Annotated in this window: 15 protein-coding genes; 4 read left to right on the forward strand and 11 right to left on the reverse strand. The window is 69.1% G+C overall.

Annotation, left to right across the window (positions count from 1 at the left end):
* Nucleotides 1-2: 2 nt before the first annotated feature.
* The 6 genes from K6T13_RS09495 to resB all read right to left on the reverse strand — a co-directional run bounded on the left by K6T13_RS09495 (nt 3) and on the right by resB (nt 6,648).
* Nucleotides 3-962 (reverse strand): M56 family metallopeptidase, encoded by a 960-nt coding sequence (locus K6T13_RS09495; RefSeq protein ID WP_222894352.1) that lies wholly within the window; start codon nt 960-962, stop codon nt 3-5.
* Nucleotides 959-1,324, reverse strand: coding sequence for a BlaI/MecI/CopY family transcriptional regulator (locus K6T13_RS09500; protein ID WP_222894353.1), 366 nt, complete (start codon nt 1,322-1,324; stop codon nt 959-961). Before K6T13_RS09500 ends, K6T13_RS09495 begins: the two co-directional genes overlap by 4 nt.
* On the reverse strand, nt 1,321-3,411 hold the full coding sequence (locus tag K6T13_RS09505; RefSeq protein ID WP_222894354.1) for a bifunctional copper resistance protein CopD/cytochrome c oxidase assembly protein: 2,091 nt from the start codon (nt 3,409-3,411) through the stop codon (nt 1,321-1,323). The genes K6T13_RS09500 and K6T13_RS09505 overlap by 4 nt, the downstream gene beginning before the upstream one ends.
* Nucleotides 3,408-4,022 (reverse strand): copper resistance CopC family protein, encoded by a 615-nt coding sequence (locus K6T13_RS09510; protein ID WP_222894355.1) that lies wholly within the window; start codon nt 4,020-4,022, stop codon nt 3,408-3,410. The genes K6T13_RS09505 and K6T13_RS09510 overlap by 4 nt, the downstream gene beginning before the upstream one ends.
* A 95-nt stretch (nt 4,023-4,117) precedes the next feature.
* A complete protein-coding gene (locus tag K6T13_RS09515; RefSeq protein ID WP_222894356.1) occupies nt 4,118-5,035 on the reverse strand; it encodes a cytochrome c biogenesis protein in 918 nt (305 codons plus the stop codon).
* Complete coding sequence (resB, locus tag K6T13_RS09520) at nt 5,032-6,648, reverse strand: cytochrome c biogenesis protein ResB (RefSeq protein WP_249423698.1); 1,617 nt, start codon at nt 6,646-6,648, stop codon at nt 5,032-5,034. Before resB ends, K6T13_RS09515 begins: the two co-directional genes overlap by 4 nt.
* A 66-nt stretch (nt 6,649-6,714) precedes the next feature.
* On the opposite strand from resB, the gene lnt reads away from it, so the two are divergent.
* The gene (gene lnt / locus K6T13_RS09525) at nt 6,715-8,229 is read left to right on the forward strand and encodes an apolipoprotein N-acyltransferase (RefSeq protein ID WP_283247916.1); all 1,515 of its coding nucleotides are present in this window, start codon (nt 6,715-6,717) and stop codon (nt 8,227-8,229) included.
* A 455-nt stretch (nt 8,230-8,684) separates the two neighbouring features.
* Here the strand turns inward: lnt and K6T13_RS09530 are convergent, their stop codons facing one another.
* The 3 genes from K6T13_RS09530 to K6T13_RS17440 all read right to left on the reverse strand — a co-directional run bounded on the left by K6T13_RS09530 (nt 8,685) and on the right by K6T13_RS17440 (nt 11,517).
* On the reverse strand, nt 8,685-10,613 hold the full coding sequence (locus K6T13_RS09530; protein WP_222898233.1) for a heavy metal translocating P-type ATPase: 1,929 nt from the start codon (nt 10,611-10,613) through the stop codon (nt 8,685-8,687).
* A gap of 161 nt (nt 10,614-10,774) precedes the next feature.
* Nucleotides 10,775-11,131 (reverse strand): ArsR/SmtB family transcription factor, encoded by a 357-nt coding sequence (locus K6T13_RS09535; RefSeq protein ID WP_222894358.1) that lies wholly within the window; start codon nt 11,129-11,131, stop codon nt 10,775-10,777.
* Between the two features lie 122 nt (nt 11,132-11,253).
* Nucleotides 11,254-11,517: a flagellar basal body-associated FliL family protein gene (locus tag K6T13_RS17440; protein WP_249423701.1), complete on the reverse strand. Its 264-nt coding sequence runs from the start codon at nt 11,515-11,517 to the stop codon at nt 11,254-11,256.
* Between the two features lie 373 nt (nt 11,518-11,890).
* Between K6T13_RS17440 and K6T13_RS09545 the strand changes: the two genes are divergently transcribed.
* Nucleotides 11,891-12,787, forward strand: coding sequence for a VldE C-terminal domain-containing protein (locus K6T13_RS09545; RefSeq protein WP_222894359.1), 897 nt, complete (start codon nt 11,891-11,893; stop codon nt 12,785-12,787).
* A gap of 940 nt (nt 12,788-13,727) precedes the next feature.
* Here K6T13_RS09545 and K6T13_RS17655 read toward each other — a convergent pair.
* Complete coding sequence (locus K6T13_RS17655; RefSeq protein ID WP_222894360.1) at nt 13,728-14,120, reverse strand: winged helix-turn-helix transcriptional regulator; 393 nt, start codon at nt 14,118-14,120, stop codon at nt 13,728-13,730.
* A 103-nt stretch (nt 14,121-14,223) separates the two neighbouring features.
* Between K6T13_RS17655 and K6T13_RS09555 the strand changes: the two genes are divergently transcribed.
* Together K6T13_RS09555 and K6T13_RS09560 are read left to right on the forward strand one after the other, a co-directional pair.
* Nucleotides 14,224-14,643, forward strand: a complete 420-nt coding sequence (locus tag K6T13_RS09555; RefSeq protein WP_222894361.1) for a DoxX family protein — start codon at nt 14,224-14,226, stop codon at nt 14,641-14,643.
* Between the two features lie 119 nt (nt 14,644-14,762).
* Complete coding sequence (locus K6T13_RS09560) at nt 14,763-15,122, forward strand: luciferase domain-containing protein (RefSeq protein WP_249423702.1); 360 nt, start codon at nt 14,763-14,765, stop codon at nt 15,120-15,122.
* 163 nt (nt 15,123-15,285) lie between these two features.
* On the opposite strand, the gene K6T13_RS09565 is transcribed toward K6T13_RS09560, so the two are convergent.
* Nucleotides 15,286-15,684 (reverse strand): nuclear transport factor 2 family protein, encoded by a 399-nt coding sequence (locus K6T13_RS09565; RefSeq protein ID WP_222894363.1) that lies wholly within the window; start codon nt 15,682-15,684, stop codon nt 15,286-15,288.
* Nucleotides 15,685-15,816: the final 132 nt, after the last annotated feature.

Consider the following 15,816-nt stretch of genomic DNA (forward strand, 5'->3'; position numbering starts at 1 on the left):
TGTCAGCCGCGAGCGGGAGGCGCGGCCAGGGAACAGCAATCCCTCGTGGCCGCCTCGATCGCCGGCGCCAGGGCGAGCCCCACCGGGACCGACAGGGCAGCCACGGCCGCCGCACCCACCATCAGGCCCATCCCTCGGCGCCGCGGCTCGGGCGGGGCAGTCAGGCGCCGCACTCGTTGCAGGGCAGCGGTGTCGCTGGCAGCCATGGCGGCCTCGGGGCGTACACCCGTGCCGAGGGCTACCAAGGCATGTGCCAAGGATCGACGGTCGGCGGCGCCGGACGCCGCGTCGTCGGCCGTCATCTCCAGGAGCACGGTCACCTGGTCGTGGGCCTCGGCGAACAGCGGGACCCATCGGAACGTCCGCCGCAGCGCGTCGGCGTAGGCGACCGCGAGGTGGTGCCGGGCACGCAGGTGTCGGTGCTCGTGACCGAGGACGAGCTCGCGCTCACGGTCGGTGAGGATCTCCAGGGCCGCCGTCGACAACACGACCGTGCCCGAGCCACCGGGCAGGCAGTAGGCCACAGGAACGGCGTGGTCGACGACGGTGAATCCTTCGGGATGGCGGTTCCCGACCAGACGCAGCGCCGCGCGCTGGGATCGACGCAACTGGGCCGTCCGGCGGAAGGCTCGTGCCGTCGTGGCGGCCAGGAGTCCGGCGAGGACAGCGACCATGCCTAGGCCGGCGACGCCCGGCCAGATCCCGAGCGGGGTCTCGTAGTGCTCGACGACGGTGATGGTGTGGGCGTTGAGCAGGTAGGAAAGCGAATACCTCATCGGCAGGAACGGCAAGGCCAGGGCCACCGCGGCGAGCAGGATCGCCAGGACGACGGAGGTGGACAACGCCTGCCAGCCCACGATCGCTGCTCGCGGCGCCCGCGAGGACCACTCTCGGCGGAGAAGTCGCGCACCGAGACCAGCGACTGTCGAGGCGTAGGCGATGAGGAGCAGGGCCGCGATCACGAGGACTCGTCCGCCCGCTCGGTCAGCGCCGCGAGCAGCTCGGCTGCCTCCTCGGACTCCATCCGCCCGACCAGGTGCATGAGTGCGGCCGTGCGGTCATCGCTCTCGGCCAGCACTTCCTGCAACATCGCGGCGGTGTGCTCCTCACGCGAGGAGACTGGCGCGTAGGCGTAGGCCTTTCCCACTTTCTCCCGCTGGACCAGCCCCTTGGAGTGCAGATTGTCCAGAACCGTCATCACCGTGGTGTAGGCCAACGGCCGGTCGTGCCTGATGTTCTCGAGCACTTCTCGCACTAGCGCGGGGTGATCCAGCCCCCACAGGTGCTGCATGACCGCTGTCTCGAGCTGGCCCAGCTGCCTCACGAGCGGCCTCCCGGTTGTCCACTGTCTGAGTCGGTGTCGATGTTGCTACGAGGCACCATCGTAGGCGGCGTTGGTCGTCGCGTGGGAGCGGCGTTGCCGAGCTCGCGGAGATACTCGTTGTATGCCGTCAGCTGCCGATCCTGCTCGCGATCCTCACGTCGGTCGAATCGGCGCCGCTCCCGACCGTCGGCCTGCACCCACGACACCAACAGGGCCGCGGCCATCACGGCTAGTGGGTACTCCCCCAGCGCCCATCCCAGCGAGGCTCCGAGGTACTGGTCCTCGAGCAGGGCGACCTCACCTTCGCTGCGCAGCAGTGCGAACCAGTCCCGGGCCAGCACGGTCGTGCTGGCCATCAGGCTGACGGCGAAGAGTGCGTGGAACCCGAAGGTCACCATCAGCAGCAGAGCCCTCAAGGGGTAGGCCGGGCGCTCAAGCCCGGGGTCTGCACCTACCACAACCTCCGCGAAGAGGTAGCCCGCGAACAGGAAGTGAAGCGTCATGAGGACATGGGCTGTGTGCGACTCCAGCGACGTCTCGAACAGCGAGGAGTAGTAGAACGCGACCATGCTCACGATGAACATGCCGGCCGCCACGATCGGGTGGCCGAGCAGCTGGACCGGCAGGGAATGCACCAGCCGCAGCAGCCACTCGCGTGGTCCGTCGGACCCGTCCGTTCGTCGGCGGAGCGTACGCAGAGCGAGAGTCACGGGCGTGCCCAGGACGAGGAAGACGGGCACGGCGGTGGCGATCGTCATGTGCTGGACCATGTGCATGCTGAACAGCACCCGACCGTAGGCACCCGGGGCACCGTTGGTCGCCCACAGGAACAGTAGACATCCCAGCACCCAGCACGCTGTGCGCAGCCACGGCCACGCCACTCCGCGCCGACGCAGCCGGCGGACCGACCAGAGGTACCACCCGAGACCGGCCAGTCCGAGCGGCAGGAACAGGGTGTCCGCCTCCCAGGACGTGAACCAGCCACCGGCGTCCAGGGGCCCCGGCAGCGGGCGTCCGATCAGCGACTCCGCCGTGGTGAGCGGACGTTGACTTCCCGGCGGTTCAGGAGGGGCCGTCCTGCTGAGCGCGACGCCCAGCCCCGCCGCGCCGAAAAGCACGACCAGCTCGACGCCGACGAGCCGCCAGAACGCGCCCGATGCACGACCGTCCAGGCTCGCGAGCGTCCGGCGGCGGTGCCACCACCCGGCCCCGGCGAGAGCCACCACCGCAGCGACCTTCACCCCGATGACCAGCCCGTACGACGAGACCACGGAGTCCCACGCGGGCAGCCGCAGCCAGGCCCCGGCCACACCCGACGCGGTCACGACGACGAGGCACCATCCGGCCAGGGTCGAATACCTGCCGACGGTGGGACCGAGCTGATTGCCCAAGTGCCGTCGTACCAGGACCAGCGCGAGCAGGCCGCCTGCCCACACGGCGATCGCGAGCAGATGGAACATCTGGAGGTTGACGGCCTCGTCGTGGTCGAGCGTGCCGGCCGCATGGCCCGTGAGAGCGATGGGCCACAGGCCGGCGAGGGCGAGGACGGTGGTGAGACCCAGCCCGGACGGGCGCGAGCTGAGAGCGCCGCTGAGGGCGACCAGCGCGGCAATACCGGCGCCCCAGAGGGCGTACCGACCGAGCTCGAAGCTGGTGCCGAAGTAGGTGACCTGCTCAAGGAAGCCGGAGGAGCCGAGCCCTGCCCCGGAGGCGTCGGAGTAGACCAGCGCCACCAGCGCTCCGCTGGTCACGGCCCAGACGGCAGCGGCGAGCTGAGCCAATGCCACGAGTCGAAGGCGAGCACCCGTTAGCCGCTTTACGTCGCTTCCGGGCGGCGGCGCGACACAGGTCGCGGCGAGCACGAGAGCACCGACCGTCGTCATCGCCGCCACATCCCGCAGGGCTTGGACGAGCGGCAGCCCCACCCGAGTCACAGGCCCGGGATCCGGGAGACCCTCGACGCCCAAGGGCGCCAGAGCACCGGTCAGGCCGGCGGCGAGCAGCGCCACCCCGATGGCCCACACCGGAGCGGCCAGCGCCACCATCGCGGCTGCTGGGGGTCGACGGATCGCTTCCACGGTGCTCACTGCTCTTGGTCCCGCCTGAGCAGCCGCATCACGGCCACCACGGCCAGGGAGAGCACACCGAGCACGGTGACGGGGATTGCGATCAGCAGCCACGGGACGCCGCCCTGGTCCTCGTCAGGCTCCGGGGTTGATTCTCTTGTCCCGGTTTCCGGAACCTGCGGCGTCGGCGTCGTACCGGCTTCCTGCCGCTCCGGGATGTCAGCGGAGCGCACGGTGAAGGAGGTCTCCCCTGCTACCGGGTGGCCGTCCGCGGACACCACACGGAACGCCGCGCGCCATCGCGAGGCCACGCCGGGCTCAGCCACCAAGGACGCCGGGACGGTCGCCACCAGCGTGGTGGGCGAGCGGCCAGTGGCCAGGTCCAGGTCCGTGGAGTCGCCACCGTCGATGCCGAGGGTCACGGTGCTGAGCCCGGGATCCATCTCCTCGGAGAACTCCAGGACGAGCTCGCGCGGCGCCCGGTCGAGCCGCGAGCCGTCGGCGGGGTCCACCGAGATCAGGTCGGTGTGGGCTGCCGCAGGCGCGCCGAAGAGGACGGCGCCCATCACGCCGCACACGATCGCCAGCCTCGCGGGCCACGCCGTCCACGAGCGAGTCTGTTCGCGGCTCACCAGCGTGCCCTCGAGATCAGGTACAGCGCCAGCAGCGTCGCGACCAGGGTGAAGAGCCCGATCACGATCGTCGAGAGACCTGAGACGTCCATCGGTCACACCCCTGCGTACGAGTGAAGGCCCGGGATCCACAGGTTGACCCCGAAGAAGTTGAACAAGAACGCCAGGAAGCCGGCCACCGCGAGCAGCGACGCGCCACGACGCCACCCGACCGTCGACAACGCGTGGAGGTGGGCGGCGTAGAGCACCCAGGTGATGAAGGCCCACGTCTCCTTGGGATCCCACCCCCAGTAACGTCCCCAGGCGTTCTCGGCCCACACCGCGCCCGCAATCACCGCGAACGTCCAGATCGGGAAGGCGACCAGGTGCACCGTGTGGGCCAGGTCAGCGAACGGGTCATCGTCCCCTGCACCGCGCCGGCGGCGCACCAGGTGGGCCAACGTGGCGACGGCCCCGACCGTGAACAGAGCTCCTGAGACGATCGCCGCCGCCACGTGGACGACCAACCAGCGGGAGTTCAGCACGGGCACCAGGTCGTCGACCGGGGTGTAGAGGGAGGTGACCGACACGCCCAGCAGCACCAGCACGACGGCGACGAGCCAAGCCGCGAGCCCGCCAACTTCGCGACCGCGCAGGTAGAGGAGGAAGGCGACGGAAACGGCCGCCGAGCCGGTCAGCCCGAACTCATACATGTTGCCCCACGGCGCCCGTCCGGCAGCGAGTCCGCGTGCCAGGACCGCGAGGCACACCAAGGCCGTGCCTAGCATCACGAGGGCCAAGGCCGCGCGGCCGGTGCTGGTAGCGCGACCAGAGGTCGTCCTGGTCGGCCGACCCTGGTCATCGGCGTCTCTCGGCACGCCACCGACCGGGGCGAGGACACGCGGACCGCGGGCGGCGCCGGTCCGTGCGAGGGCCGCGGCTGTGGCGTACAGGACGAGCGCCAGGGAGAGCACCGCCAAGGCGGAGGTGACCAGGACGTCGGAGACGCCGGCCAGGTCGAGTTGCTGCGTCATCGCTCCCCTTCTCGTCGTTTGTCTGTGCCGCCCGACAGGCCCACAGCGGTGGCCAGCATCACCAGCTCATCGGGGGGAAGTGGCCGGCGCGACAGTGAACGCCCGGCCAGCTCGAGCAAGCCGTCGTCGCCCCGCCGCACCCAGACCCGCCTGCGGCGTACCGCCAGTGACGTCGTCAGACCACCGAGCAACAGGATCGCGGCCACCAGCGATATCTCCTTGCCCGGGTCGCGGGCGACCTGGAAGTTGGCGAACGGGGACACCCCGTCGAACGTCACCGAGCCGAGTCCGTCAGGCAGCCGCACGGTCTGGCCGGGCGCGAGCGACGCTCGCCACGGCTCCCCATTGCGCTCGACGCGGTCGAGGTCGGTGAAGTCCAGGGTGAAGACCGACTGGGGGCTTCCGTCATCGAGGCCCAGGTCGCCGGTGTAGGCGCTGAGCTGGACGATCGGGTTGACCAGCCCCGGAAAGGCCGAGACGCCCATGCCCTCCGGCCCCTCGACCCCTGTAGGGAGGAACAGTCCCTGGAGCGCCAGCGACGTCGGTCGGGCATCGGGCACTTTCACCACTCCGTCGGAGGTGAAGGTCTGGTCCACCGGGAGGAAGATCGTCGGTCCCGACGTGGCGACGTCGCCATTGCCGTCACGCACGGTCAGCTCCGGCGCATAGCCGTGACCGGTGAGGAAGAACTTCGTGCCGTCGATGTCCAAGGGCCGGTTGGGTCGGACGGAGAAGGTGCCCTCACCCTCGTCGGCGCTGCGGTAGGACACGGTGGCGTCGAAACCACGGGGCTCCCCGAACCGTGGGCCTCGGGTCTCATACTCGGCGGCGAAGTCCTCGAGGGTGAGATCCAGCGGCTCGAGGGCGTCGAGGTCGGCCCACGGCGCAGGCGTGAGCGCGTCGTACGACGAGGCGACGTTGGCGAAGGTGGACCCTTCGACCACCGCGACGCGCCCCTCGTAGCCGAAGAGGCGGCCGCCGGCGACGCCGACCAGCAGCACGAGCAGCGACAGGTGGAAGGCCAGGTTGCCCAGCTCGCGGACCTGCCCCTTCTCGGCGCGAACCTCGTCGCCGTGGCGCACCACCCTGAACCGTCGACGTCGAAGGTGGGTGACCGCCGCCTCAAGGGCGTCCGCGACCTCGTCCACCTCGCCGCGCCGGTGACCTTCCTCCTTGCTGAGGCGGCGTGGCGCTGGCGGTGGGGCGGCGCGGACCTCCCGCCACAGTCGGGCGCATCTGGGGACGACGCACCCGGTCATGGAGATCAGAAGCAACACGTAGATGGCGGCGAACCACGGTGCGCTGTAGACGTCGAAGAGGGAGAGGCGATCCAGCCACGGCGCCAGGTCGGCGTGCTCGCGATAGTAGTTGGGAACCGCGGAGGGATCACTGGCCACTCCGCGCTGCGGCAGGAGCGACCCCGGGATCGAGGCCGCGGCGAGCAGGATCAGCAGCACGACGGCCGTGCGCATCGCGGTCAGCCGGCGCCAAGCCCAGCGAACCCAGGCGACCGTCTCGGACCGCGGCCCCGACCGCGCACCGCGGTCGACGTCGGGCAGGGGACGCTCCGCGACGCCCTGGGCGCCCGATGCACCCGACTCGTGTGACTCCACTCCGACATACTATTCGACATAGTAGATGCCCGGTCAGGAGGTGGGATGGTCACGCGAGGCGAGGCGATGGCCGCGGCTGTGGTGGGTGGGCTCACCCTCGCGGCGGCCTTCCCCCCATGGTCGGTCCCCCTAATGGCGCCGCTGGGGGTGGGCGCCTTCTTCCTCGCGGTGAACCGGCGCGGCGCTCGTAGTGGAGCGGTGACCGGGTTCGTCTTCGGCCTGGCGTTCTTCGGGCCCACCTTGTGGTGGTTGAGCGCATCGATTGCCCCGGCGGCGTGGGCCGCCCTGGTGCTCCTTCAGAGTGGTTGGTTTGCCGTGCTGGGCGCCGGGACCGCGCTGGTCCGCCGACTGTCCTACTGGCCGGTCTGGGTGGCCTCACTGTGGACTCTGATCGAGGGTGCGCGATCCTCCGTCCCGTGGGGCGGCCTGCCGTGGGGGCGACTCGGCTACACGGCCGTGGACACACCCTGGGCCGTCTCGCTCGCCCTGGTGGGGGTGGCCGGCACCAGCGCCTTCGTAGCGTTGATCGGCGCCGCGGTCGCGGGAACCGTCGAGGCGGTCCGTGCGCGACGTCCCGTCGTGGTCGTGACCCGTCCGGTGGTCGTCGGCTGCGTCGTCGGTGGGGTCCTGCTGCTGATCTCCGTGTCATGGCTGCCGCTCGAGCCTGCTGAGGCTTCGCCATCCCGGCCGGGGTCGGTGAGCGTTGCCGTCGTCCAGGCAGAGGTGCCCGGTGCCGGCACCGACGTCGCCGCCCACCACCGGGCGGTCACCAGCACCCTCCTCGACGAGACCCGGCGGCTGGCTCACACCTGGGGCGCCGACGGTCCGGTCGTAGACCTCGTCGTGTGGCCGGAGAACGCCACGGCCGTGGACCCTGCCGCGGATGCCACCGCGAGGGATGCGCTCCTGACCGCGGTGGCGGTCTCTGACGCCCCGGTCCTGGCAGGCTCGATCGTTGATGGTCCAACGGCCGACACAGCGCTCAACCAAGGCATCGCGTGGACCACCGACGGCCCCGGGGGCCGCTACACGAAGCAGCATCTCGTGCCGTTCGGCGAGTACGTGCCGCTGCGCCCGCTCGCCGAGCGGATCTCCGCTCGCGTGGTCGATATCCAGCGGGACATGGTGCCCGGGATCCCGGCCCCGCCGCTCCGGGTGGACGACTTGGTGCTGGCCAACGCGTTGTGCTTCGACGTCGCCTACGACGACGTCCTGCGTGAGCAGGTGGCCCAGGGCGCTCAGCTGGCCGTCGTCCAGACCAGCAACGCTATGTTCCTGGGGACCGCGCAGCAGGAGCAGCAGTGGATGCTCAGCCGGGCCCGCGCGATCGAGCTGGGCCGGTCGGTCGTCGTGTCGTCGATGAACGGAATCTCCGGGGCGATCGCGCCCGACGGCAGCGTGATCGACCGGCTTCCCGCGGCTCGATCCGGGGCCACGGTGGTCTCCCTATCCGTCGAGGGGGGCACCACTCTCGCAGTCCGGCTGCGGGCGTGGCCGGCCCGCACCGCCTACGCCCTCGGTGTCGCGGGCGTGCTCGCGGCCGGTTGGCGTGCCCGCCGACAGCGGGCTAACGGAGCGTGACCAGCCACCGTGGCACCCGCGAGGCATAGGCCTCGATACGGCGCGGAACCGCGACCGCAGGGCCGTCTCCTCGTCCGGGATCTGGACCCGGTCCATCCAGGCGACGAACCCGAACAGCCGAACGACGGCGCGGGCGCGTCCCAACCACAGCGCGTGCGCGAGCAGTACGCCGGCCATCCCGACGTACATCGGGTTGCGGGTGCGACCGTTCAGCCCGTCGGTGACCAGTGCGGAGGGTGCGGCGCCGGGGCGCGGGTCGACCGTCGTGCGCCGGGGACGGAACCGCAGCACCGGTGCGACGAGGACGCCCGCAGACGCGACGGCGGTGGCAGCCGCAACCGGGCGGCGCGCGCTGCGCCCATTGCGGGAGGTCGGTCGTCCGAGGAGGCGTTGCGCCAGCGCCGCCGCCAGACACAACCCCAGCGGTGGCACGCCAGCACGGACGTCAGCTCGGCTCATCGCCGAGCACCACTGGTGGCCGCGCGTTGCGGGGCTCCGGGTGTTGGCATCGCCGGGGTCGTCGCAGCATCGCGGCGTACCCGGGCCGCGCGCAGTCCGTTGAGGATGACGAGCACCTCGGCGAGCTCGTGGACCAGGACGACCTCCGCCAACCCGAGGGCTCCCACCAGTGCCAGCGGGACCAGGACGACGATGATCGCCAGGGCGAGGCCGATGTTGCCGGTCATGATCCGGCGTCCGCGGCGGGCGTGGTCCAGGGCGAGCGGGATCTGGCGCAGGTCGTGACCGGTGAACGCCACGTCGGCTGACTCGACCGCCGCCGCGGAGCCGGTCGCCCCCATCGCGATCCCGACGGTAGCGGCGGCGAGCGCTGGTGCGTCGTTGATGCCGTCGCCGATCATCGCGGTCGGCGTACGGCTCGCGCGTGAGGCCACCTCGTCGGCCTTGTCCGCTGGGAGCTGCTCAGCCCGTACGTCGCAGATGCCGGCCTCATTCGCTAGCGCCCCGGCGGTCCGGCGGTTGTCGCCGGTGAGCATCAGCACCTCGATGCCGCGCGCACGCAACATGGAGACTGCCTCCGCGGCCTCAGGTCGCAGCTCGTCACGGACGCCGATCACACCAGCGACCTGCTCGTCGACCGCCAGAACGACGATGCTCATCCCCTGCGCGGCCATGTCGTCGGCCTCTCGCTGAAGGCCTCGGGGTGCGACCCAGCGGGCACTGCCCACCCGTACGGCCCGACCGTCGACGGTGCCGACTACCCCGTGCCCAGCGTGCTCTTCGACGCCGGTCGCCGGTGTGGCCGTGCTGCTGGCAGCTCGGACTGCCTCGGCGAGCGGGTGGGTGCTGGTCGCCTCGAGTGCCGCGGCGTAGCCGAGCACCTGGTCGCGCGAGAAGCCCTGTGTCGTGGCCACGGCCACGACCTCAGGCTGGTTTCGGGTCAGGGTGCCCGTCTTGTCCAGCGCCACCGTGGTGACGGTTCCCAGTTGCTCGAAGGCCTGTCCGGACTTGATGACCACACCGAGCCTGCTCGCCGAACCGATGGCCGAGATGACGGTGACCGGCACCGCGATGGCCATGGCGCACGGCGACGCCGCCACCAGCACGACCAGCGCCCGTTCCAACCACATACCCGGGGCGTCGCTCAGCAGACCGAGGAGCGCGACGCTCGCTGAGAGGAAAAGCACTCCCGGGACCAGCGGCCGGGCGATGCGGTCGGCCAAGCGCGCTCGGTCACCCTTTCGGGCATGGGCCTGCTCGACCAGCCGCACGATCTGCGTCAGCGAGTTGTCCGTACCAGCGGCGGTGGCGCGGATCCGGAGCGTGCCGGAGCCGTTGACGGATCCGGCGGACACCTCGTCCCAAGGCCCGACCGCGACCGGGATCGACTCGCCGGTGATGGCGGCGGTGTCGAGGCTCGAGGCGCCCTCCTCGACGATACCGTCCGTGGACACGCGCTCGCCCGCACCGACGACCAGAATGTCGCCCACCTGGAGGTCGACGGCCCTCACCAGGCCCTCGTGGCCGCGACGCTCGACCCGGGCCGTGTCGGGGATGAGTGCGAGCAGCGCGCGGAGGCCGTGCTGCGCCTTGTCCATCGCGCGTTCTTCGAGCGCCTCGGCGATGGAGAAGAGAAAGGCCAGGGCCGCCGCCTCCCCGAAGCGTCCCAACGCCACCGCGCCGACAGCCGCGATCGTCATCAGGAGCCCGACCCCGAGTCGGCCACGGCGCAACCGACGCAGGGCCCCGGGCACGAATGTCCACGCCCCGGCGGCGAGAGATCCGATCTCGAGGACCAGGTGCACCCGCTCGGCGTCGAACCGACCGACCACCAGGCTGGCAGCGAGCAGCACGCCGGACAGGGCGGGAAGCAGGAGCGTCCGGTCACGCCACCACGGCGTGAGCTGCTCGTGGGCCAGGGGCACATCGGCCGGGACGGCCCGCGGTCCACAGCAGTCGTCGTCCGGGTCATGACCAGCCGGGACGTCGGCGCCCCCTGCACTCACGGGCGGCCCACCCAGCAGCGTCAACCTCTGCCGTGCGTCGCCGGAAGGCGTCGGCTCATCGGGACCGCAGCACTCGCGGCTCACCGCTGGACCTCTGCGCCGCAGCAGCCGAGAGGGCACGCCTCGCCCAGGCACCCGGAACCGTCGTCGACGGCGACCACCACGTCGAGCAGCAGCGAAATGGCCTCACCCAGGTGGGGATCGGCGATGCGGTAGCTGGTGCGCCTGCCCTCCGGCTCGGCGACCACGAGTCCACAGCCCAGGAGGCAGGCGAGGTGATTGGACACGTTGGTCCTCGTCAAGTCCAGCTCCTGCGCCAACAGCGCCGGGTAGCCGGGCTTTCCAACGAGTTTCATCAGTATCCGGGCACGCGTTGGGTCGGCCATGGCTCGTCCCAGACGAGTCATCACCTCAACCCGCGAAGCAATGGTCAGCACAGGCTGACCATAACTCTGACGGGACTAGTCAGCAAGCGCTGACCTGTTCGGCGAGGGGCGCTTCAACGGCGGAGCCCCTGCGCGGGCCGGTTCGTCGCGCCATCGCACGGGCCGCGTCGGCGCTACTGCGTGACGAACTCGGTGAAGTAGATGTCCATGAGCTCCCCCTCGTACAGCTCCAGGATCCGCTCCTTCAGCTCCGACTTGAGGGCGTCTCGGGACTTGGTGTTGGCGACCTCGTCGACGGGCAGTCCCGAGAAGACCTCGATGGCGGCGTCGAGGGCACGGCTGCCGTCGACCTCCTCCTCCACGTCCAAGGTGGCCTGGAGAGCGATCGCCACTCGCAGGTAGTGACCATCCGCCAGGTTGACCTGGATCGGTTCCAAGGCGACCACTTCGCCTGGCTCGGGGACCACTTGTGGAGTCGGCCTGAGCAGAAACCAGTAGGCGGCTCCCCCAATGAGGGCAACTAGCGCGACGACGATGATCAGCTTCCTCCGAGAGGTGCCCCTTCGGCGGTCAGATGCATCCTCCGTTGTGTCCACGTCTCTCCTGCTTTCAACAGACTCTCTGGGATGCGTCATCCCGACGGTCACGACGCACGTCAAATCGGCCTCGAATCGCCGAACCTGAGGCATCTACTACCAGGCATAGTTGACGCCTCAGCTCGGTCGATGCTTCACTCGGTCACCTCTCGGGCGTCGAGGGCCGTAAGCCTCGACGTTTACCCCCGCCGGCAACCGCAAAGGATTCAGCGCTGTGGCTGAGCACCGCCACAAGCGGGAGACCAATGCCCGCAAGTTCCGTGTCCGCGTCCCGAAGGCACCTTTCGTGGCCGCCCCTCTCGCCCTCGTGGCGACCCTGTCTACCGTCGGTGCAGGCGTCCTCGTCGCCAGTCCCGAGACACAGGACCTACTGGCCTCGAGCAGCTCCACCACCACGAGCAGCGGCTCACAGTCACTCGGTGCCGCCGTCGACCTCTCCGACCGCGCCCGGGTCGTAAGCCGCTCCGGGAGCCGGATCGAGCCCCTGAGTGAGATCGAGAAGATGATCACCGTCCAGGCGACGGCCAAGGCGATCCGCCGGGCCGACACCCAGCTCTGGACCACCACCACCCTGAACCTGTGGACGACCCCGCAGGAGGCGACCGCCGAGAAACTCGGCGAGCTCGACGCCGGCAAGAAGGTCCTGGTCACCGGCCGCTCGGCCGCCGGACGGATCGAGATCGTCCTCGATGGCAAGTCACGCTGGGTGACGTCCGGCTACCTGTCGGACGAGAAGCCCGACGCCAGCCCACCGGGCCTGGGTGGCACGTGCACCAATGGCACCTCTGTGCCCAGCGGGGTGAGCCCAAACATCGCGGCAGTGCATCAGGCCGTGTGCGCCAACTTCCCGGAGATCACGACTTACGGCACCCTCCGTGACGATGGCGAGCACTCTCAAGGCATCGCCGTCGACATCATGGTGAGCGGCGCGCGGGGACAGGAGGTCGCCGACTTCGTGCGGGCCAACTTCTCCGACCTCGGAGTGAACTATGTGATCCACGCGCAGCAAATCTGGTCAGTGGATCGTTCCAGCGAGGGCTGGCGCTACATGGAAGATCGTGGCTCCGTCACGGCCAACCACTACGACCACGTCCACGTCACGACCTACTGATTCCGCTCTGCCGATTCGACCCTTTAGCCCTCGGACCAGATCGACGCCGAGAGCGCACGACCGAAGTTCTAGGATCCCCTCCGGACATCTCGGGATGGTTGCTCGTCGGTTCTGATGCCCTTTTGATGACCAAGTGAGGCGGGCCATTGGCGGCTCCTGACGACGATGATCGAACACCACGAGGGCGCGATCGAGACGGCGCAGACCGAGGCAGGCCGAAGGCGACTAACCCCGACGCCACCGAACTGGTCGAGACCAACGAGATGGCGCAGACCGAGGAGAGCCAGACCCATGGAAGACCTGATCGCGTTGCAGTAGTGAAATCCCTCAGCGAACCTGACGCCGAGAACGAGAACGGGTTTGAGCTCTACTACGACATCTGATTCCGGGGTCTCTCTCACCTGCGCATAGGTGCCTGAAACGGCGTCTGAGCTGCGAGAACGTCTTTCAACGTCTTTTAGCGTCAGGCGCCGTTTCTCGTTCTTGTGCGTACCCAGTGCACCCCACGGCGCGGTGGCATCAGGCCGAACTCAGGACGTCCGGGGCATGCTCAACGTGGTGGGTCATCGGGAACACACCTGCGACGTTACGCGGGATTGCGAACCGCTGCGGCCGACTGCGGTCAACGGCCGAAAGTGGCCGCTGACCTGCAGCAATGCCGAGTTCAGGCATTGCTGGCGTCGGGGACAGGTTGCGGTCTGTTGCGACTCAAAGCGCGCCCAAACCGCGCCCTGCTGCCAGCAGGCTCCGACCATCGCAAACGCGCGCAAGCACAGGTCCGTACGCGACTCCCGGCCGGGCGTCCCGGTCAGCACACCTGAAGGTCATGAAGCTCTCCATACACTCCCCCGACGAGCTGGTCGCGGCGCCGGTAGGCAGCGCCGGTTACCAATGCCGCAACCGACAGCGGTGGAGATCTGCCTAGGACCGCTTCAGACGACTACTTCGTTCCAGTCGCGGGATTTCCGCCCCTGAGTGACTCCGTCTTGGCGGATGGGTCCTCGGGAGTCCATTCCGCAGCCCAGAGGGCGATGGCATCGATCACCGGTTCGAGGGCCCGCCCCTTTGCGGTGAGCTGATAGCGGGGAGCTCCAGAGACGCCGGAGCAGCGCCTTGACACCAGTCCCTCCCCTTCCAGCTCTCGCAGGCGTTCAGCGAGCAGCCGGTCGGACAACCCGGGGATTACCGCGCGGATCTCGCCGAACCGTCCCGCAGTTCCCATGAGGGTGTGCAAGATGACGCCGTTCCAGCGGCGTCCAAGCAATTCGACGGTGTGATGGAACGACGGGCAATACCGGCGACACTCGCCTGATTCGTTCGCCGAGCTCGTCACCTCGCACTCCCATCACTTCGCGCCGAATGAATGGTTGACCGAGTCACAGGCTACTGCTATACCTCGTTACTTACCGAAAGTAAGTGACGAGGATGGAGGAGTCATGGACGTGCTGGTGCTGGCCGGAAGGGTGCTCTTCGCGTTGCTCTTCCTGGGGTCGGGCTTCGGACACCTCACGCAACGGCAGATGATGGCGGGCTATGCGGCCTCGAAGGGCGTTCCGGCCCCGCAGGTGATGGTCGTGTTGACCGGCCTGCAGATCCTGGCGGGTGCCATCATGGTGGCGGTGGGAGTCTGGCCCGATGTGGGGGCCTTGCTCCTCGTGGCGTTCCTGGTGCCGACGGCCTTCATCATGCATGGCTTCTGGGGAGAGACCGACCCTCAGTCCAAGGTCATGGAGCAGACCCAGTTCCTCAAGGACATGTCCCTGGCCGGCGCGGCACTGGTGATGTTCGCGGTGTTCGCATACCTCGGGGACGACCTCGGCCTGGTTCTCCTCGGCCCGCTCTTCGACTTGTCATGAGTAGGCCGTCGCTGTCGGATCTGCCGCCTCGCCGTGGACCCCGTCCCACCACGACCCCGACCAACCCCCACACCCAGCTGGACCAGCAGCCCGGTGACCACTACCCACGACAGCGGCTCATGGCCGAGTTGGCCGCTCTGGACGTCGTCTGGACCGAATCGATGATCTCCGTTCCCGGCGCCGAGGCGCTCACCCTGAGCCGCGGCGCAGTTGCTCGAGACCCGGACGCGTTCATGATCGGCACCGAGTTCGCCCACCTTCACCCAGCCCCCGACCATTCGCTCCACATGGTCTTGCCGCCGAAGGCAGCACGCGCGGCCATTGAGGCCGGTTGGGCCGAACAACACCCGATGGCTCGACTCGGAGTGGTCTCCCCCGGCGCAGTCATGGTCTACGCACCCCGCGACGCGCGGGAGGCAGACATCGTCGCCAAGCTCGTCGCGACCTCCTACGCCTACGCGGGCGGCACCCTGTCGTGAGGCGCCTCGGGCGAGGCCACACGAGGTTTCCGCTGCGCCTGGCCCATCGGCCATAACCGATCAGTCACACCGATCTCACGAAGGGGCGTTGATCCCACTCAAGGGTGGAGTCATGCTGGGCGGATCGACGAACTCGCGGTTGTTTCGTCGGAATGGCCTGGACCTACTCCGGCGGTGCGCTTCCGTGCCGGTGAGCCACCTTCCACTCCCCATCCTCGCGCCGGTAGGTCTGGGTGACGCGAAGGGTGTAGGTCTGAGGCGCGCCGTTGACAGACGTCGAGGTGTGTTCGAAGCCGACGGTGTAAGCGGTGTCCGCATGCACCTCGGCTTCAAGAAGTTCGAACTCGTAGGAAGTGCATTCCGAGAAGCTCCCTGCGAGATGGGTGAAGAGCTCGTCGAGCTCCTGCTGCCCGCTCGCGTTCCTCCAGGCGCCGAGCACGCTGACGGGGTCGTTCCGTGACCAAATGGCGCGGCGCGGCCCAGCGTCACCGTTGTGGGCGGCGATTTCCGCGTCCTTGAGAACCGACTGCACCCAGGCGAGGAACTCCTGACGTTCGGTCATGAGGTGATTAGTCGCACTTCGGTCAAAGGCATCGGCAGTGGGCGATCCTTGCTCGACGACAGTCAGGGCTCCTCCTCGATGTTCGAGGGGAGACGGCCGAGGGCTGGTCGCCTCGTTGCGGCTGACGCGGGT

This window comes from Nocardioides coralli, from assembly GCF_019880385.1.
GTDB lineage: Bacteria > Actinomycetota > Actinomycetes > Propionibacteriales > Nocardioidaceae > Nocardioides > Nocardioides coralli.

Excerpts from the sequence above, each read along its gene's own strand:
- K6T13_RS09515 (WP_222894356.1), bottom strand. The coding sequence starts at position 5,035 with ATGACGCAGCAACTCGACCTGGCCGGCGTCTCCGACGTCCTGGTCACC.
- lnt (WP_283247916.1), top strand. The coding sequence starts at position 6,715 with ATGGCCGCGGCTGTGGTGGGTGGGCTCACCCTCGCGGCGGCCTTCCCC.
- K6T13_RS09555 (WP_222894361.1), top strand. The coding sequence starts at position 14,224 with ATGGACGTGCTGGTGCTGGCCGGAAGGGTGCTCTTCGCGTTGCTCTTC.
- K6T13_RS09560 (WP_249423702.1), top strand. The coding sequence starts at position 14,763 with ATGGCCGAGTTGGCCGCTCTGGACGTCGTCTGGACCGAATCGATGATC.
- K6T13_RS09565 (WP_222894363.1), bottom strand. The coding sequence starts at position 15,684 with ATGACCGAACGTCAGGAGTTCCTCGCCTGGGTGCAGTCGGTTCTCAAG.